At 56.3% G+C, this 18401-nt stretch carries 20 protein-coding genes and 1 riboswitch; of the genes, 5 read left to right on the top strand and 15 right to left on the bottom strand.

The genetic code is table 11. The annotated features are described in order from the left end of the window. Positions 1–127: 127 nt before the first annotated feature. The 6 genes from JHD74_RS15450 to moaA all read right to left on the bottom strand — a co-directional run bounded on the left by JHD74_RS15450 (position 128) and on the right by moaA (position 3757). On the bottom strand, positions 128–835 hold the full coding sequence (locus tag JHD74_RS15450; protein WP_021180400.1) for a Bax inhibitor-1/YccA family protein: 708 nt from the start codon (positions 833–835) through the stop codon (positions 128–130). A gap of 125 nt (positions 836–960) precedes the next feature. Further along, positions 961–1413: a molybdopterin synthase catalytic subunit MoaE gene (moaE, locus tag JHD74_RS15445; protein ID WP_199063022.1), complete on the bottom strand. Its 453-nt coding sequence runs from the start codon at positions 1411–1413 to the stop codon at positions 961–963. A 2-nt stretch (positions 1414–1415) separates the two neighbouring features. Further along, positions 1416–1661 (bottom strand): molybdopterin synthase sulfur carrier subunit, encoded by a 246-nt coding sequence (gene moaD / locus JHD74_RS15440; RefSeq protein WP_024530555.1) that lies wholly within the window; start codon positions 1659–1661, stop codon positions 1416–1418. Next, entirely contained in the window at positions 1658–2137 is a 480-nt protein-coding gene (gene moaC, locus JHD74_RS15435; RefSeq protein WP_024530554.1) for a cyclic pyranopterin monophosphate synthase MoaC, read from the bottom strand. Before moaC ends, moaD begins: the two co-directional genes overlap by 4 nt. A gap of 3 nt (positions 2138–2140) precedes the next feature. Beyond that, positions 2141–2653 (bottom strand): molybdenum cofactor biosynthesis protein B, encoded by a 513-nt coding sequence (gene moaB / locus JHD74_RS15430; protein WP_199063021.1) that lies wholly within the window; start codon positions 2651–2653, stop codon positions 2141–2143. Positions 2654–2773: 120 nt separating this feature from the next. Then, on the bottom strand, positions 2774–3757 hold the full coding sequence (moaA, locus tag JHD74_RS15425; protein WP_021180395.1) for a GTP 3',8-cyclase MoaA: 984 nt from the start codon (positions 3755–3757) through the stop codon (positions 2774–2776). Next, positions 3748–3890: riboswitch (molybdenum cofactor riboswitch) on the bottom strand. Its footprint overlaps the gene before it by 10 nt. A gap of 263 nt (positions 3891–4153) precedes the next feature. On the opposite strand from moaA, the gene yvcK reads away from it, so the two are divergent. Further along, a complete protein-coding gene (gene yvcK, locus JHD74_RS15420; RefSeq protein WP_024530551.1) occupies positions 4154–5071 on the top strand; it encodes a uridine diphosphate-N-acetylglucosamine-binding protein YvcK in 918 nt (305 codons plus the stop codon). On the opposite strand, the gene JHD74_RS15415 is transcribed toward yvcK, so the two are convergent. Together JHD74_RS15415 and uvrB are read right to left on the bottom strand one after the other, a co-directional pair. Continuing rightward, positions 5068–5313 (bottom strand): VF530 family DNA-binding protein, encoded by a 246-nt coding sequence (locus JHD74_RS15415; protein ID WP_021180393.1) that lies wholly within the window; start codon positions 5311–5313, stop codon positions 5068–5070. The genes yvcK and JHD74_RS15415 overlap by 4 nt on opposite strands. A 102-nt stretch (positions 5314–5415) precedes the next feature. Next, positions 5416–7428 carry an excinuclease ABC subunit UvrB gene (gene uvrB, locus JHD74_RS15410; RefSeq protein ID WP_024530550.1) on the bottom strand — a complete coding sequence of 671 codons (2013 nt, stop codon included), beginning with the start codon at positions 7426–7428 and terminating at the stop codon, positions 5416–5418. A 1064-nt stretch (positions 7429–8492) separates the two neighbouring features. Between uvrB and JHD74_RS15405 the strand changes: the two genes are divergently transcribed. Beyond that, positions 8493–9203: an ABC transporter ATP-binding protein gene (locus tag JHD74_RS15405; RefSeq protein ID WP_199063020.1), complete on the top strand. Its 711-nt coding sequence runs from the start codon at positions 8493–8495 to the stop codon at positions 9201–9203. A gap of 26 nt (positions 9204–9229) precedes the next feature. Here the strand turns inward: JHD74_RS15405 and bioD are convergent, their stop codons facing one another. Genes bioD through bioB form a run of 4 tightly spaced genes read right to left on the bottom strand, consistent with a single transcriptional unit; the run spans position 9230 to position 12842 of the window. Beyond that, positions 9230–9910: a dethiobiotin synthase gene (gene bioD / locus JHD74_RS15400; protein ID WP_199063019.1), complete on the bottom strand. Its 681-nt coding sequence runs from the start codon at positions 9908–9910 to the stop codon at positions 9230–9232. After that, positions 9903–10670 (bottom strand): malonyl-ACP O-methyltransferase BioC, encoded by a 768-nt coding sequence (gene bioC / locus JHD74_RS15395; protein ID WP_199063018.1) that lies wholly within the window; start codon positions 10668–10670, stop codon positions 9903–9905. The genes bioD and bioC overlap by 8 nt, the downstream gene beginning before the upstream one ends. After that, positions 10654–11805, bottom strand: a complete 1152-nt coding sequence (bioF, locus tag JHD74_RS15390; RefSeq protein WP_199063017.1) for an 8-amino-7-oxononanoate synthase — start codon at positions 11803–11805, stop codon at positions 10654–10656. Before bioF ends, bioC begins: the two co-directional genes overlap by 17 nt. Continuing rightward, positions 11805–12842 (bottom strand): biotin synthase BioB, encoded by a 1038-nt coding sequence (gene bioB / locus JHD74_RS15385; protein ID WP_024530545.1) that lies wholly within the window; start codon positions 12840–12842, stop codon positions 11805–11807. The genes bioF and bioB overlap by 1 nt, the downstream gene beginning before the upstream one ends. A 91-nt stretch (positions 12843–12933) precedes the next feature. On the opposite strand from bioB, the gene bioA reads away from it, so the two are divergent. Both bioA and JHD74_RS15375 read left to right on the top strand, forming a co-directional pair. After that, on the top strand, positions 12934–14208 hold the full coding sequence (bioA, locus tag JHD74_RS15380) for an adenosylmethionine--8-amino-7-oxononanoate transaminase (protein WP_024530544.1): 1275 nt from the start codon (positions 12934–12936) through the stop codon (positions 14206–14208). 75 nt (positions 14209–14283) lie between these two features. Beyond that, positions 14284–14766: a kinase inhibitor gene (locus tag JHD74_RS15375; protein WP_024530543.1), complete on the top strand. Its 483-nt coding sequence runs from the start codon at positions 14284–14286 to the stop codon at positions 14764–14766. A gap of 43 nt (positions 14767–14809) precedes the next feature. Here JHD74_RS15375 and pgl read toward each other — a convergent pair whose 3' ends face one another. After that, positions 14810–15805, bottom strand: a complete 996-nt coding sequence (gene pgl, locus JHD74_RS15370) for a 6-phosphogluconolactonase (protein ID WP_024530542.1) — start codon at positions 15803–15805, stop codon at positions 14810–14812. 162 nt (positions 15806–15967) lie between these two features. Between pgl and JHD74_RS15365 the strand changes: the two genes are divergently transcribed. After that, positions 15968–16789, top strand: coding sequence for a pyridoxal phosphatase (locus JHD74_RS15365; protein WP_074027957.1), 822 nt, complete (start codon positions 15968–15970; stop codon positions 16787–16789). 159 nt (positions 16790–16948) lie between these two features. Here the strand turns inward: JHD74_RS15365 and modC are convergent, their stop codons facing one another. Together modC and JHD74_RS15355 are read right to left on the bottom strand one after the other, a co-directional pair. Continuing rightward, complete coding sequence (gene modC / locus JHD74_RS15360) at positions 16949–18052, bottom strand: molybdenum ABC transporter ATP-binding protein ModC (protein WP_024530540.1); 1104 nt, start codon at positions 18050–18052, stop codon at positions 16949–16951. Next, on the bottom strand, positions 18053–18401 hold a 349-nt coding region (locus tag JHD74_RS15355; protein ID WP_199063016.1), incomplete at its 5' end, for an ABC transporter permease subunit.

Below are 18401 nucleotides of genomic sequence, written 5' to 3'. Positions count from 1 at the left end.
CCAACCCTCTCCCAAAGGGCGAGGGAGCTAGTACAGCGCTAGAGCTAACTACGAGAGTAAAACTGAGGCACCTTCGGTTCCCTCTCCTGAGGGAGAGGGTTAGGGCGAGGACACCGACTTTCCGCTTTTAGCGGCGGTTGCCGAAGATACGCAACAGCATCAGGAACAGGTTGATAAAGTCGAGATACAGCGTCAATGCGCCAACGATGGCGTATTTGCGGAAGCTGTCTTTATCATCGGCATTCAGCTGTTCACCCATCGCTTTCAGTTTCTGGGTGTCATACGCCGTCAGGCCCACAAATACCAGCACGCCGATATAGGTGATTGCCCACATCAGCGCCGGGCTTTTCAGCCAGATGTTCACCAGTGACGCCAGCACAATACCAATCAGCCCCATAAACAGCATGCTGCCGAAACCGCTCAAATCGCGTTTGGTGGTGTAGCCGTACAGGCTCATCGCACCGAACATCCCCGCAGTGACCACGAAGGTGCTGGCGATAGAGCTATAGGTGTAAGCAATGAAGATGCTCGATAGCGTTAGCCCGGTCAGCGCCGAGTAGAGCATAAATAGCCCAGTGGCCATGGTTCCGCTCAGGCGGTTAACCATGCCGGAAATCACAAACACCAGGCCCAACTGCAGGATAATCAACCCAAAGAAGGTGATCTGGCTAGAGAAAATAAAGTTGATGATCGCAGGCGTATGCGCTGCATACCAGGAAACAAATGCGGTCAACAGCAAGCCACAGGTCATCCAGCCATACACCTGCGCCATATAAGCCTGAATGCCGCTGTTGGCACGTTCAACGATCGAACCATTACGTGGATATCGGTCCATGACGGTTACCTTTTACATGTGAGCCAAGTTTCGGGGAACTTCCCCTGCCAACAGTAAGCGTATCACAGAAAACGCTACGCGAAACGGGCAAAGGTATTGATTTATTTCCGCTGTTGAAGCTCGATTTACCAACGTTTGGCGGCTTGTTTATCCGTATCACGAGCCTCTACCCAGCGCTCTCCCTGCCCGGTCGCCTCACGTTTCCAGAAGGGAGCTCGGGTTTTCAGGTAATCCATAATAAATTGTGCCGCCTCGAAGGCCATGCTGCGGTGGGCGCTGGTCACGCCGACAAACACAATTTCATCACCAGGGAAGAGATCACCGATGCGATGGATCACCGTTGCCCGCTGCAATGGCCAACGGGCCCGCGCTTGTGCAACAATCTCTTCAAGGGCTTTTTCAGTCATGCCAGGGTAATGCTCCAACGACAGCGCGCTGACCTCATCCCCCAGATTGTGATTACGTACCTTGCCGGTAAAAGTCACCACTGCGCCGTCATCATCACACTGTGCCAGCCACTGGTATTCTTCACCTACGCTAAAGGTTGCCTGGCCAACGCGGATACGAGTATTTTCCACTGTTAACCTCCGGTTACCGGTGGAAAGAAAGCCACTTCATCACCGGCTTGCAGCGGATGCTCTGCGGCCACCAGCGATTGGTTGACCGCCGTCAGCAATTTACCGGGCTCCAGCGCCAGCGCCCAACGATCGCCACGCTCGCACAGCGATTTACGCAACTCTTCAACCGTAAGGTACTGCGCCGGCAGGCTCAGCATATTGGTACCGACCAGTTCACGCACCTGCGCGAAAAACAGAATAGTGATCATGATTCCACCTTAAAATCACCGGACTTGCCGCCGCTTTTTGCCAGCAGCCGCACCGGGCCAATTACCATATCTTTCTGCACCGCTTTGCACATGTCGTAGATGGTGAGTGCGGCCACCGAAGCGGCAGTCAACGCCTCCATTTCAACCCCGGTTTTACCGGTCAAACGGCAGCAGGTTTCGATACGCACACGGTTAAATTCCGGCTGCGCTTCGAGCTGTACTTCCACCTTGCTTAACATCAACGGATGACAAAGAGGGATCAGTTCCCAGGTGCGCTTCGCCGCTTGAATTCCGGCAATACGTGCCGTGGCAAATACGTCACCTTTATGGTGGCTGCCGTCGATAATCATCGCCAGCGTTGCCGCCTGCATTTCAACAAAAGCCTCGGCACGGGCTTCACGTACCGTCTCCGCTTTGGCAGAGACATCGACCATATGGGCCTCGCCAGCGGCGTTAATGTGGGTTAGCTGCGTCATAGATTATTTCTTTAAATGGGGTAAGAAGTTGCACGGGCGATGGCGCGCGTCCAACTGTTCTTCAATAATACGCTCCCAGGCGGTACGACAGGCGCGGGTGGAACCCGGCATGGCGAAGATCACCGTCTGATTGGCAATACCGGCCAAAGCGCGGGACTGGATGGTCGCGGTACCGATCTCTTCGTATGACACCATGCGGAACAGTTCGCCGAACCCTTCCACTTCGCGGTCAAACAGCGGCAATAGCGCTTCTGGCGTATTGTCCCCGGAGGTAAAGCCGGTGCCGCCGTTAATCAACACGGCCTGCACGTCATCGCTGGCAATCCATGCGGAAACCTGCGCACGGATCTGATAAATATTGTCTTTGACCAGGGCACGTGCCACCACCTGATGGCCGGTTTCCTGCGCGGCTTCTTGTAGATATTGCCCGGAGGTATCTTCCACTTCAGTGCGGCGATCCGAAACGGTCAGAATGGCAATCTTGGCCGCAATAAATTCACTGCTGGTTTGGCTCATTGTGTGTTGTGCTCCTGATTGTCGATGGCCCCTCACCCCTAACCCTCTCCTTTAGTGAGAGGGGGACCGTTCGAGCTGGTATTCATCATCTGACGTTCCCCATTGCTACAGGAAATCGTATCAACCGCCGATAAACGAGAGGTTCTGCGTGAGACCGCTATTGCCCTGATGCAGGAAGTGGGTCTGCTTTTTGGTTTGCAGCCCGCTTTGAATGCGCATTTTCAGCTGTTCCAACTGGCCGTCATCCGCCAGCAGATCGCGCAGGGTAATCCCTTGCTCACCAAACAGGCACAGATGCAGATTGCCAATGGCGGAAACCCGCAGGCGGTTGCAACTGGCGCAGAAATCTTTTTCGTACGGCATGATCAGCCCTATCTCGCCCTGATAATCCGGGTGGCTGAATACCTGCGCCGGGCCATCACTGCGGCCACGAACTTGGCGCTGCCAACCCTGCTGCTCCAACTGCAGGCGGATCACTTCGCCAGACACATGGTGCTTGCGGAACAGATCGCTGCCATCACCGGTTTCCATCAGTTCGATAAACCGCAGTTGGATTGGCCGATCCTTGATCCAGTTAAGGAAGCTGCCCAGTTGCTGGTGATTGACATCACGCATCAGCACTGCATTCACCTTCACCTTGCTGTAACCGGCGGTAAAGGCGGCATCGATGCCCTCCATCACCTGGCGGAACTTGTCCTGGCCGGTGATGGCATGAAACTGGCGTGCGTCAAGGCTGTCTACGCTGACGTTAATCGCCGTAAGGCCCGCATCACGCCAACTGGCTACATCACGTGCCAGGCGATAGCCGTTGGTGGTCACAGCCAGGGTTCGGATCGCTGGGTTTTCGCGCACGGCGGCAATGATGTCGGTAAAATCGCGGCGTAAAGAAGGCTCACCGCCGGTCAGGCGTACCTTTTCGGTACCCAGTTCGGCAAAGGCACGGCTGACGCGCCGAATTTCATCCAGAGAGAGGAAGGTCTTGGGGCTTCCGCTCGGCTTATAGCCATCCGGCAGACAGTAGGTGCAACGAAAGTTACACACGTCGGTGATCGATAGGCGCAAATAGTAGAATTTGCGCTCAAAAGCATCAATAAGTTGCGGCACCTGTAACACCTTCCAAATACGGGAGATGCGAGCGTTTCCACTCTGCACCCTGGTGGCTGACTTCGCCACGGCCAGGATACCCTATCGCTCCAAAGAACAACGTAGGTACCAAGGCTAGGAGTTTTGATCCCATTCCCGCTACCTCAAGTAGCCGGAACGAAACCGTGGTTTTCCCGAGAATTCTAGCGCTAAACAGCCACGATAGCCAATGTGGATTCACGCTATATACTTGTGTATACAGCGATTTTTCACCCTCTCAGGTCTGGATAACCATAATAAACAACCGTTATGCCAGCGAATTGACCAGAATCACGCAAATCGCACTCTTTATCGCGTTTTTGTGCCAAATCCGCTACTTTATGCAGGCAGTCTACCTACCCTGAGTTAAGGAATTTTATGCGCAACCGTACCCTGGCCGATCTTGATCGCGTCGTGGCATTAGGTGGTGGTCACGGTCTTGGCCGTGTGATGTCTTCACTGTCCTCGTTGGGTTCTCGCCTGACCGGCATTGTCACCACCACCGATAACGGCGGTTCTACCGGCCGTATCCGCCGTTCTGAAGGCGGCATTGCCTGGGGTGACACCCGTAATTGCCTCAATCAGCTGATTACCGAGCCTAGCGTCGCCTCGGCGATGTTTGAATACCGTTTTAGCGGCAACGGGGAGTTGGCAGGGCATAACCTGGGAAACCTGATGCTAAAGGCCTTGGATCACCTGAGCGTACGCCCGTTGGAGGCGATCAATCTGGTACGTAGCCTGCTGAAAGTGGACGCTGCGCTGATCCCGATGTCGGAACAGCCGGTCGATCTGATGGCCCACGATCATGAAGGGCACCAGGTCTACGGTGAAGTGAATATCGACCAGCTAAGGATCATGCCGCAAGAGCTGATGCTCTCCCCGCCGGTACACGCCACCCGTGAAGCGGTTGAGGCGATCGCGCAGGCCGATCTGATCCTGATCGGGCCAGGCAGTTTTCTTACCAGCCTGATGCCACTGTTGCTGCTTGAGGATCTGACTCAGGCCCTGCGACGCAGCAGCGCCAATATGGTGTATATCGGTAACCTGGGCCGCGAACTGAGCGTCGCCGCAGCCGCACTGACGCTGCAAGACAAACTGACGCTGATGGAAGAAAAGATTGGCCGTAAAATGATTGACGCGGTGATCGTTGGCCCGGCGGTGGATACCAGCGCCATGCAAGATCGCATTGTGGTGCAACAACCGCTGGAAGCCAGCGATATCCCGTATCGCCACGATCGCCAGCTATTACGCCAGGCGCTGGATACCGCGTTGGTGCAGCTAGCTAGCCGCGATTAATCTTGACCACGGAGCCAAGGATTATCGCTAACGCTGTCGATGTAGAGATCTTCCACCTGCTTGCGTGCCCACGGGGTGCGGCGCAAGAACTTGAGGCTGGATTTGATGCTCGGATCGCTGCTGAAGCAGTTAATGCGAATACGCTCTGCCAGCCCGTTCCAGCCATATTGGGCTACCAGCTTGTTCAGCAGTTGCTCCAGCGTAATGCCGTGTAACGGGTCTTTGGATGGGGTTGCGGTCATGGCGGCTACTCATCTCAATACTTGGGGCGCACACCTTAATCAGCAAACGGGCATACGGCAAGAAAATTTACCGGGGCGCGCATACCACGCCCCTTGGGTTCACTATGATAGCGCGATAAACTGCTCGCGCAGTTGGTGGATTTCATCACGCACCGCAGCGGCCTGTTCGAACTCCAGATTCTGCGCATGAGAATACATCTGTGCCTCCAACTCCTGGATTTTTTGCTCCAGCGCTTTGGGGGTGAGCAGTTTGTATTGCGCCGCGCTCTCTGCCGCTTTACCCTTCCCTTTGTGCTTGCCACGGCTGCTTGGTTGCCCAAGTTGCAGAATATCCGAAACCTTCTTGTTCAGGCCCTGAGGTACGATACCGTTGGCTTCGTTATGCGCCTGCTGCTTGGCGCGGCGGCGTTCGGTTTCACCGATCGCCTTGGCCATGGAGTCGGTGATCCTGTCGCCATACAGGATCGCTTTACCGTTAAGGTTACGCGCCGCTCGGCCAATGGTCTGGATCAGTGAGCGCTCAGAACGCAGGAACCCTTCCTTGTCCGCGTCCAGGATCGCCACCAGCGATACCTCTGGCATGTCCAGGCCTTCCCTTAACAGGTTGATCCCCACCAGCACGTCAAACTCGCCCAGACGCAAATCACGGATGATTTCGACACGTTCTACCGTATCAATGTCCGAGTGCAGATAACGCACCCGCTCCCCGTGCTCTTCCAGGTATTCCGTCAGGTCTTCTGCCATACGCTTGGTCAACGTGGTGACCAGTACGCGCTCGTTGATGGCCACGCGCTTGCGGATCTCGGAAAGCAGATCGTCCACCTGAGTAGTGACCGGGCGCACTTCGACGATCGGATCCAGCAGGCCGGTTGGGCGCACCACCTGATCGATAATATCGCCGCCGGATTTCTCCAGCTCATATTTGCCCGGCGTGGCGGACACGTAGATAGTTTGCGGTGCCGCAGCGGCAAACTCTTCAAAACGCATCGGCCGGTTATCCAGCGCCGAAGGCAAACGGAAGCCGTACTCCACCAGCGTCTCTTTACGCGAACGGTCGCCTTTGAACATACCGCCGATCTGCGGGATGGTGACGTGGGATTCATCCACCACCAGCAATCCGTCTGCGGGCAGGTAGTCGAACAGGGTTGGCGGTGGCTCGCCCTCACCGCGCCCGGAAAGATAGCGCGAGTAGTTTTCGATACCGGAGCAGTAACCCAGCTCGTTCATCATTTCCAGATCGAACTGGGTACGCTGCGTCAACCGCTGTTCTTCCAACAGCTTGTTGTTTTCCAGCAGCACTTTACGCCGCTGGGCCAGTTCCACCTTGATCTCTTCCATCGCCTGCACGATACGTTCACGCGGGGTAACGTAGTGAGATTTGGGGTAAATGGTAAAGCGTGGCACCACCTGCTCAATCTGGCCGGTTAGCGGATCGAACAGCGACAGGCGTTCGACCTCTTCGTCGAACAGCTCAACGCGCAGCGCCAACTCGTCCGATTCTGCCGGGAAAATGTCGATCACTTCGCCACGCACGCGGAAGGTGGCACGCTGGAAGGCCTGATCGTTGCGGGTATATTGCAGCTCGGCCAGACGGCGCAGGATCGAACGCTGATCGATGATCATGCCCTTGGTCAGGTGCAGCATCATTTTCAGGTACAGATCCGGATCGCCCAGGCCGTAGATCGCGGAAACCGAAGCCACCACCACTACGTCACGCCGCTCCAGCAGCGCTTTGGTGGCCGACAGGCGCATCTGCTCGATATGTTCGTTGACCGAGGCATCTTTCTCGATAAAGGTATCGGAGCTAGGCACATAGGCTTCTGGCTGGTAGTAATCATAGTAGGAGACAAAATATTCCACCGCATTCTCGGGAAAGAACTCTTTCATCTCGCCATACAGCTGCGCCGCCAGAGTCTTGTTGGGCGCCAGCACCATGGTGGGCCGGTTGAGGTCGGCGATCACATTGGCGATGGTAAAGGTTTTACCCGAGCCGGTAACCCCCAGCAGCGTTTGATGCGCCAGGCCGTCTTCCAGGCCCTCTTCCAGCTTTTGGATGGCTTGTGGCTGATCGCCGGCCGGTTTGAATTCGGAATGCAGTTTGAAATGTTTGCTCATATCCCCATCATCTTTCAGGTTTGCGGCCAGACGGTAGCGGCCTAATTATGGAAAGACCGGAAGATTTCCGCCAGTGCCCATGATACTGGATATAAAACCAGCTTCAAGCGGATTTACGCTATTGCGTCCGTTAACGGGGCGCGAACGCACCGGCAAGGTGACAATACCATGACATTTTTATTGTCAATCACTCTGTTATCCCCAGATTGCGTCACGAATTAACTTTTGGCCGTCAATACGCTAAAAAATCGCCCATCGGTACGTTAACGGTATTCGTTGGCTTGATTTTAATTAACTTATTGATATTAAATATATTTAATAAAAAGACGAGAATGCGGACAACCTGCATACAACCCGCGCCCGCTCTCTGTTCACACCGCTTTTCTAAGTATAATGCACAAGGTTATCCACAGGAATAGTGGATAACTCTCACTACCCCACGGGGGGCGGGAGTTGCGGAAAGAACGCTTTTCCCAATGAAACGTCAACGGAGCCGGTTTTTTAGTTATTTTTTGACAATATTATCGCTTTGGTTATGCCGATTAATGCTAAAAGCCGTGATAACAAAATTCTTCTTTTACCTATTTCGCTTGCCAGGGGTTGCAAGTTGCGGCAACAACCTTTAGGGCTTGCACCAACAGCTTGCCCTGCCGCACGGTAACGGTGCAAAAAACGCCCAAGTTAACCTTCAAGCCCTAGCAGAGCCCTTGCTCACCGGGCTCAATTCAATTAACAAAACAGTAACAAACTGACTTTTTCGTTGCGCAACGCCTGATGGCCTGGTAATTGCATTTACTTATTCAGGGGCTTGACCTTGCGGAAGAACTGGCAAATTTTGGCCAAAACCGGCTGGAGCCTACAAGGTTATCTTCGGCGAAAAAGTTCATTGCATACCAAAAAGCCCCCCTAGAGCCGCCAAACGACCGGTAGCGGCCATTTTTCAATTTTTTAGCCTGAGCCGCGATTAAGGTAATCAGCACAGCATTTGCCACACCCGGGAGAGACACCGCTTGCTGCGGTCAACGTTACCCATACGTGAATATCGGTCTTGGAGGAGATGCCAAATGTTAAGCTTACGGGCGGTAAACCAATATTATGGACAACAGCATACGCTGTGGGATGTCAGCCTTGAGTTGCCTCGTGGGCAATGCACCCTGTTGCTTGGCCGTAATGGGGTGGGCAAAACCACGCTGATCAATTGCATCATGGGACACCTGCCGATCGTCAGCGGCAGTATGACCTGGCAGTTGGCGGATGAGCCACCGCAAAACCTGTTGCCACAGCCGGTAGAAAACCGGGCATTACTGGGCATTGGTTACGTGCCACAAGGGCGGCAAATCTTTTCCCAACTGAGCGTAGAAGAGAACCTGCAGGTAGCCTTGCTGGCCGGGCGTGGCAAGGTCCGCCGTATGCCCCCTATTATTTACAATCTGTTCCCACGGCTGCAGGCGATGCGTATGCGCCGTGCGGGCGACCTGTGCCAAAGTGAGCAACAGCAGTTGGCCTTAGGCCGCGCTCTGATGCTGGAACCGGAACTGCTGATCCTGGATGAACCCACCGCCGGTATGTCACCTTCCCTGGCGACGGAGATCGGCCTGGTGCTCCGTAAGCTGAATCAGGAGCTGGGCATGACCATTTTGCTGGTTGAGCACCAACTCCCCTTTGCCCGCCATCTGGCTGACCGCTTCTGTCTGATGGATAAAGGCCGTAACGTGGCCAATGGCACGCTGGGGCAGTTGGATAAGGGGCTGATTGATGCCTATCTGACGGACTGATTCTGGCCCCTCCGTGGGCCATCAGGTTAAGGGTTCAACCTGGTTAAATCGAGATACTGTCCCAATGCCTGCTGCTCTACCTGCGGTAAATGTGGGATCTCGCCCAACAGGGGCGCGGGCAATAGGCGGCAAAGAGTGGCAAGGTACTCTTGATGTCGTTTTCCCGGCGGAGTGACGTCATTGGCGATCCAGCCTGCCAGGGTCAGACCTGACTGTTGGATCGCCAGCGCAGTCAATAGAGCATGATTGATGCAGCCCAGCTTGATGCCCACCACCAGGATCACCGGCAGTTGCTCCTGCTGCACCCAGTCGGCAAAGGTTTCATGCTCAGAAAGCGGCGTAAACCACCCGCCTGCGCCCTCGACTAAAAGCCAGTCTGCACGTTGCTCAAGATGACGTAAACCGGTGGAAAGCCGTGTTAGCGAGATGGGCCGCCCTTCGGCCTGGCTGACGATATGCGGCGAGGTCGGTTCTGCAAAGGTGTAAGGGTTCACTACGGCGTAATCCAGCGCTACGCTGCTGTTTCTCTGCAGTGCCAACGCATCGCTGTTACGTAACCCTTCATCGGTCATCTCACTGCCTGACGCTACCGGTTTATAACCAGCACAGCGCCATCCTGCCGCGCGGGCGGCCTGTAGCAAGGCACTGCTGACCACGGTTTTGCCCACTTCGGTGTCGGTTCCGGTGACGAACCAGCGCTTAATCACGATAAATCACTCCATAAGCCAGATGATAACTGAGAGGAAACTGCCCGTCCCGGCAAGGATAAGCAGCCTGCAATGCGGCAAGCCTTTGGCGTGAAAGCAGGCCAGCCTCGCGCCCTTGATGCAGGTGAGTCGCACCGATGCCCTTTAGCGATCGCATCAGCGTCATCACGTCGGGATAATTAAGCGTTTGCCAATCTGCCGTAAGCTGGTGCCGGTAGGGATGACAGGCGGCGGCGATGTGAGCTGGCGGCAGGAAGTCATTAACATGACGCTCACCATCGACTTGCTGCCAGGCGTCGCCTAACTCGTGTAAAGCCCCTTCAGCCAAAGTAGAAAACAGGATCAGTCCACCGGGCCGCGTCACCCGATACAACTCTGCCAACGCAAGAGGCAGGTCGCTGCACCACTGCACCACCAGGCTGCTAAAACAGATATCCACCGAGGCGGTCGGCAAAGGGATGTGCTCGATATCCCCGAGCAGATAGCGATCCGCCGCTTGCTGCTGGCGGGCAAAAGCCAGCATGCCCGGAGCCAGATCCAGCGCGCTGACCTGCTTGCCCAGATCGCGCCAACGACGGCTGAAATAGCCCGTGCCGCAACCGGCATCCAATACCTGTTGGCCTGGATGAGACAGCCCCATCCCCAGTAAGCGTTCACCAACCTCCCGTTGCAGTACCGCTGCGGTATCGTAGCTCGCCGCTGCCCGGCTGAAGGCCGCCGCCACCGCCTGCTTGTTCACCGTATCAATGACAGACGTCATGCAATACCTCCAGCAAGCGATCGATATCCTGTGGCTGGTGTGCCGCAGTGAGCGTAATGCGTAACCGCGCGCCCCCCGGTGGTACCGTCGGTGGACGGATGGCGCTGACCCACAACCCCTGCTCTCGCAGGCGCTGCGCCAAATCCAGCGCCTGTTGGTTATCCCCCACCAACAACGGTTGGATAGCGGTATCTGACGCGGTTAGCGTTAACGGCAGACCCGCCACTCCGGCACGAAAATGCTGAATGTGTTTTTGCAACCGACTACGTAATTCATCCCCTTGCTGAATACAGCTTAAGGCCGCTTGCAAGGCACAGGCTTGAGCGGGCGGCATCGCGGTGCTGTAAATCAGATGACGGGCGAATTGCAGCAGATACTCAGCCAACGTTTCATCGCAGAGGATCGCCGCACCGCTGACGCCGAATGCCTTGCCAAAGGTGACGACCAACACCTCCGGGCGTACACCTTGCTGCCAGCAACTGCCACGCCCTTGCTCGCCACGAACACCAATCCCGTGCGCATCATCCACCATCAGCCAGGCACCTGCCTGCTGCGTCAACCGATGTAGTTCGGCCAGCGGTGCGCTATCACCGTCCATGCTGAACACCCCTTCGGTGATCGCCAACTGTTGGCCTGCACAGGTTTTTTGCAGCAAGGTGGCCAACGCCTGGGGCTGGTTATGGCGAAAACGCCGCAGTTGCGCCGGTGAGTGAGTGGCCGCTTCCAATATAGAAGCGTGGCTGAGCTTATCCGCCAAGATGCGATCGTCGGCCTGCATCAGGGCAGCAAGCAATGCTTGATTGGCCGCATAGCCGGAAATAAACAATAGCGCACGCGGGTAGCCGAGCCACTCCGCCAGTTGCTGCTCCAGCTCATGATGAGCATGGCAAAAACCGGTAACGTGGCCGGAACCGCCACTGCCAACACCGTACCGTTGTGCACCCTGCTGCCAGGCGGCGATCACCTCAGGATGTTGGCTCAGGCCCAGATAGTCGTTACCGGAAAAATTCACATAGCGCTGGCCGTCAAGTTGCAGATAACGGCCATTGCCGCCTTGATTCACTTGACGTTGTCGATAAGCGGCTGCTCCTCGCCGCTCCTCCAGCGCCTGTTCGATCCGTTGCTGCCAGCTCATTACAGCGCCGCGTTGTAGAATTCAGCGGTATCGGCGTGCAGCAACTGCTCGGTCAGCACCTGCTGCTGCTGATTGTCACCCTGTTCGGTGGCAGTTTGCTGCGGATTCAGGCCCAGCTTACGGAACAATTGCAGATCCTTGTCCTCTTCCGGGTTGGGCGTGGTTAACAGCTTGCAGCCATAGAAGATGGAGTTGGCTCCGGCCATAAAGCACATCGCCTGAGTCTGCTCGCTCATCTGTTCACGGCCTGCCGAAAGGCGGACATAGGACGTTGGCATCATGATGCGGGCAATGGCAATGGTGCGGATAAAGTCGAACGGATCGACGTCGTCATTATCGGCCAATGGCGTACCTTTCACCTTTACCAGCATATTGATCGGCACGCTCTCCGGCGGCTTGGGCAGATTGGCCAATTGCACCAACAGCCCAGCGCGATCACGTACCGTTTCGCCCAGCCCGACAATCCCACCGGAGCAGACTTTGATCCCAGCGTTACGCACCTTATCCAAGGTATCCAGGCGTTCCTGATAGCTGCGGGTGGTGATGATGTTGCCGTAGAATTCCGGCGAGGTGTCCAGGTTATGGTTGTAATAATCCAGCCCCGCTTCGGCCAGCCGTTCGGCCTGCGCACCATCCAGCGTGCCCAGCGTCATGCAGGTTTCCATCCCCATCGCCTTGACGCCCTGCACCATCTGTTGCAGATAAGGCATATCGCGCTCGTGCGGGTTTTTCCAGGCGGCTCCCATACAGAAACGGCTCGAACCGGCCGCTTTAGCCTTGCGCGCCGATTCCAGCACCTGTTCCACCTGCATCAGCCGTTCGGATTCCAGGCCAGTTTTATAGCGCGAACTTTGCGGGCAGTACTTACAGTCTTCCGGGCAGGCACCGGTTTTGATCGACAGCAGTGTGCTGACCTGCACCTGTTGCGGATCAAAATGTTGGCGATGAACGGTTTGTGCTTCAAACAGCAGTTCGAGTAAGGGTTTGTCAAACAGGGCCTGGGCTTGCCCCACTGTCCAGCGAATGCGATCGGCCATTTACGGCGTCTCCAAAAGGGAAAAAAGTGTCGTCAGTGTAAAGTTTGCGATTATACTGTCAACCATTCTATTAAAATTTGGTTTACGGTTAATGTCTGTTTCTCCCTGCGATATTGAATTCGATCGGCGCCACATCTGGCACCCTTACACCTCCATGACCCAACCCTTGCCTTGCTATCCGGTGGTATCCGCCAACGGCGTCGAGCTGCAACTGGACGATGGCCGCCTGCTGGTGGATGGCATGTCTTCCTGGTGGGCGGCGATCCACGGTTACAATCATCCGCAACTGAATCAGGCAGCCGTGCAACAGTTGGAGAAAATGTCGCACGTGATGTTCGGCGGCATCACTCATCCCGCCGCTATTGAACTGTGCCGCAAGCTGGTAGCTATGACGCCGGAGGCTTTGCAGTGCGTATTCCTGGCAGATTCTGGCTCGGTGGCGGTTGAAGTGGCGTTAAAAATGGCGCTGCAATATTGGCAGGCCCGTGGCGAACGGCGGCAGCGGATCCTGACCTTACGCCACGGCTATCATGGCGATACCTTTGGCGCGATGTCGGTCTGCGATCCAGATAACTCCATGCACAGCCTGTATCAGGGCTATTTGGCCACCCATCTGTTTGCTACCGCACCGCAGTGTCGTTTTGACCAGCCTTGGGACGAACAGGACATTGTCCCGTTTGCCGAATTACTGGAGCAGCACGCCGGGGAAATAGCCGCCGTGATCCTGGAGCCGGTGGTGCAAGGAGCCGGTGGGATGCGCATCTATCATCCAACCTATCTGCAACGCGTGCGGGAACTGTGCGATCGCTACCAAATCCTGCTGATTGCCGACGAGATCGCCACCGGTTTTGGCCGCACCGGCAAACTGTTTGCCTGCGAACATGCCGACGTGGTGCCGGATATTCTCTGCCTGGGCAAAGCACTAACCGGTGGCTATATGACCCTTTCCGCCACCCTGACCACGCGCCACATTGCAGAAACGATCAGTAACGGGGCCGCAGGCTGCTTTATGCATGGCCCAACCTTTATGGGTAACCCGCTGGCCTGTGCCGTCGCCTGCGCCAGCCTGTCCTTGCTGGAGGAAAATCGCTGGCAACATCAGGTCGCCACTATTGAAGCACAGCTTAAACAGCAGCTGCTACCGCTGGTGAAATCACCCAAGGTGGCCGACGTGCGGGTGCTTGGGGCAATTGGCGTGGTGGAAATGTATCAGCCGGTGGATGTGGCGTTGCTGCAACGCGGATTTGTCGAACGCGGCGTGTGGATCCGGCCCTTCGGTAAACTGATCTACCTGATGCCGCCTTATATCATCACGCCAGAACAGCTCACCCGGCTAACGGCGGCGATCGCCGCTGCGGTGGAGTAACGGTTTTAAGGTTGTATTGTGTCGGCAAACCGATCTAGCTTAGGGGTTCGGTATTTCAGACAACTGGGAGTCATTATGGCTTTTCGTTTGTACAGCAACGATCTGCAAGACGGCGCAAAAATGCCTGAACGGCAGGTATTTAACGGCATGGGCTACCACGGGGACAACCTCTCCCCTCATCTGGCCTGGGAAGATGCACCAGCGGGCACCAAGAGCTTTGCCATCACGGTTTACGATCCCGATGCCCCTACCGGCTCCGGCTGGTGGCACTGGGTGGTCGCCAATATCCCGGCAAACGTGCATGAACTGCCACAAGGTGCAGGTTCCGGCAAACCGGGGCTACCGGCTGGCGCAGTGCAAACCCGTACCGATTTTGGAAAGGCAGGCTATGGTGGCGCGGCTCCGCCGCAGGGTGAAAGCCATCGTTATCAGTTCACCGTGCATGCGTTGGACGTGGAAAGCATTCCAGTGGACGCAGAGGCGAGCGGCGCAATGGTCGGTTTTAACATCCACTTCCATAGCCTTGGCAAAGCGACGTTGACGGTAAAATACAGCTGAGAAACATTGAGGGGCGAAGCACTTCGCCCCATTTTTTAACCCACTATTTTGCCAGCACGCTCACCCACATTGGGCCTTTCCCCACCGGGTAACGCGCCACGTCCGTCAGCTCACCGCTGTCTTGGTCAATCTGATGCACACCGATATGGCCAGATTTCTGCCCTGCCGCAATCACGAAGCGACCGCTGTGATCGATATTGAAACCACGCGGCTGTTCTTCTGTGGCATGGTGGCCAACCACCGCAATCTTGCCGCCGTCTTCCGAGACGCTGAATACGGTCAGGATGCTGGCGGTGCGATCGCTGGTATACAGGAAACGGCCGTTTGGCGTGAGGTGGATATCCGCCGCCCAACGGGTGCCGGTGAAATCGGCAGGCATCATGTCCAGGCTTTGCACCAGCGTATATTTGCCACCGTTGGCTTCGATGGCGAACACGTCCACCGTGCCATCCAGTTCATTGACGCAGTAAGCGAATTTATCGTTGCCATGGAATGCCATATGGCGCGGGCCTGCTCCGCTTGCCGTCGCTACGGCTTCTTGGCCGTGTGGCGTCAGTTGGCCCTGCTGGCTCAGATTAAACAGGCGGATGCGGTCCTCTTTCAAGCACGGCACCAGCAGCAATTGATTGGTAGGGTCAATATTGGCTGAATGCGGCGCGGTCAGGCCATCGATCTGCTGGGTAGGCGCAAGCACTACGCCATCATGACCAATCGGGCTGATGCTGGCACAGTTGCCGCTGTAAGACGCGGAGAACAGATAACGTCCCTGCAAATCGGTGGAAATATGGGTTGGGCTGCCTGGCAAAGGTGCCATCCCTGCCTCATGCAACGTGCCATCTTCCGCAATACGGTAGCTGACAATGCCAAACGCCGGGCGAACCCCGACATACAGGTGGGTTTTATCCGGGTGGATCGCCATCGGCTGTACCTGCCCCGCCACCTCGACCGTTTGCAGCAGTGCCAGTGAGCCCTTGTCGTCTAACTGCCATACGTGGATCTGCTGGCTCTCCGGGCTGGCGACATAAACGATTTGCTTCATTTGCTCTCCTTAATGAGAAAGGGTAACCGGTTTCAGTTTGTTCTAGCTTACGCGACATTTGTGACATGGCAACCCTAGGCTGCGTCCCTCAACGCGGTTTTATCGAATGGTTATCCGGTGTACCATCGAGCTAATTTTGTTGCTAACTATAATGAGACCGCTATGAGCTACCGTGTTATTGCCCTCGATTTAGACGGCACTTTGCTAGACAACCAGAAACGTATCTTACCGCAGTCGCTGGCCGCGCTGGAGGAAGCCCGTGCCGCCGGAGTGAAAGTCGTGGTGGTCACCGGCCGCCATCACGTGGCTATCCACCCGTTCTATCAGGCGCTGCAAATCGATACGCCAGCCATTTGTTGTAACGGCACCTATCTGTATGACTTCCAGCAGAAAAAGGTACTGGCCTCCGATCCTCTGGCAAAAGAGCAGGCCAAGCAGGTACTGCAACTGCTCAAGCAAAACGATATTCACGGCCTGATGTATGTGGACGACGCCATGCTGTATCAGGAGACAAGCGGTCATGTGATCCGTTCGCTGGCTTGGTCAGAGACTTTGCCGGTAGCCCAGCGCCCAACGTTGTTGCAGGTCAACAGCCTGATGCAGGCGGCGGATGACGCGCAGGCCATCTGGAAGTTTGCCACTTCACATAGCGATCTCCCGGCGCTGCGCAGCTTTGCCGAAATGGTAGAAAAAGAGCTGGGCCTGGCCTGCGAATGGTCCTGGCACGATCAGGTGGACATTGCCAAAGGCGGCAACAGCAAGGGCAAACGCCTGCAGCAGTGGGTGGAGTCACAGGGGTTGAGCATGGATCAGGTGGTCGCCTTTGGTGACAACTACAACGACCTGAGCATGCTGGAAGCCGTTGGGCTGGGCGTTGCCATGGGGAATGCCGATAATGCCATCAAGGAACGTGCGGATCTGGTGATTGCCGATCACCTGCAGCCGGGGATTGCCGAAGTGATCCGTTCTCGCGTGCTGAATTAGCAAGATACCCCTCACCCTAACCCTCTCCCACAGGGAGAGGGAACCGATCGAGTTGGACTGAAAGTATCGTGATTCTTCATGAGCACCGGCAGATTCAGCTTGGTTGAAGGGGCGATCGAGTTTGCTGAGGTGACCTCTTTACTTCCAAAAGAGCAGGGGCTAATAGCTCCCTCTCCCTGTGGGAGAGGGTTGGGGTGAGGGGCCATCGCGGCTGATCGACACGCTCTTGACCTGTGCATACAGCCACTGGCCGGGCCTGATAGCCAGATCGTCACGAGCCCATGGGGTGATCCGCGCCCAGAGAATGTTTTCCCCGACCGTCAGCTTCACCTCAACCTGCCCTGCTACATCGAGACACTCCACCACCTTGGCGGGCAGAATATTACGGATGCTGCTGTTGGCTGGCGGTTGCAACACTAAAGAAACGTCGGCGGCGTTGATACGAATACGCATTTGGCTGCCCACCGGCGCTTCAATACCGCCGACCCACAGCCGCTGATCGCCCAGTGCCAGCGCGGTCATGGCATAGCGTGGGTGATGCTCAATCACGCTCACACTCAACACGCTGCTCTGATCTTCACGCTGTAGCCAAGGCCGCAGCGCGCTGCTGGCCCAAACCTCCTCCAACCCACCGTACGCCCGCACCTGGCCGTGATCCAACACCATCACCTGCTCTGCAAGGCGCAAGATCTCGTCCATGCTGTGGCTGACATAGAGGATGGGGATGTTGACGTCCTGCGCCAGCCGTTCCAGATACGGCAGCAGTTCACGCTTGCGCGGCATATCGAGCGAGGCCAGCGGTTCATCCATCAGCAACAGTTCCGGCGCGGTCAGCAGCGCCCGACCAATCGCGACGCGCTGTTTCTCACCGCCGGACAGGGTCAAAGGCAAGCGGTTCAGCAAAGGCGCAATTCCTAACAGCTCGACAATGCTGTCAAACTGGCCGCGCATACTGGCCGCCATACCGTATTGCAGATTGCCTCGTACGCGATAATGCGGGAACAGGCGCGCATCCTGGAAAACATAGCCAACCCGGCGTTTTTCCGGTGGCAAACAGACACCGCTGGCGGTATCCACCAGCGTGCGGCCATTCAGCACAATACGCCCCTGCTGCACCAGCGTCAGGCCACCGATGGCATTGATCAAGGAGGTTTTACCGGCCCCGGAAAGCCCGAAGATCGCCGTGATCCCCTGAGCCGGCAGATTAGCCTGCACATTGAGATTGAGATCGCCAAGCTGCTGGGAGAAATCCAGTTCTAACATCTATAGGCCCATACGCTTGCGGCCCCAGCGGGCCAGCCATTCAGAAACCATCAGGGCAGCCAGTGCCAGCACGATGGCAATCACGCACAAACGCGCCGCCGCCGCCTCGGCCCCTGGCGTTTCGATCAGGGTGTACATTGCCAGCGGGATGGTACGGGTTTCACCAGGGATATTGGAAACAAAGGTGATAGTAGCGCCAAACTCGCCCAAAGAGCGGGCAAAGGCCAGCACCACGCCAACGATCACACCGGGCAGCGAAAGCGGTAAGGTGATGGTGAAAAACACCCGCCACGGATTGGCGCCCAAGGTGCGGGCTGCCTGTTCCAAACGGGTATCCACCGCTTCCAGC

This window comes from Serratia sp. ASV30 (assembly GCF_016428815.1).
In the GTDB taxonomy this organism is placed as follows: domain Bacteria; phylum Pseudomonadota; class Gammaproteobacteria; order Enterobacterales; family Enterobacteriaceae; genus Chania; species Chania fonticola_C.
Note: the sequence above shows the minus strand (reverse complement) of the source record. Positions and strands in the feature narration are given on the sequence as shown.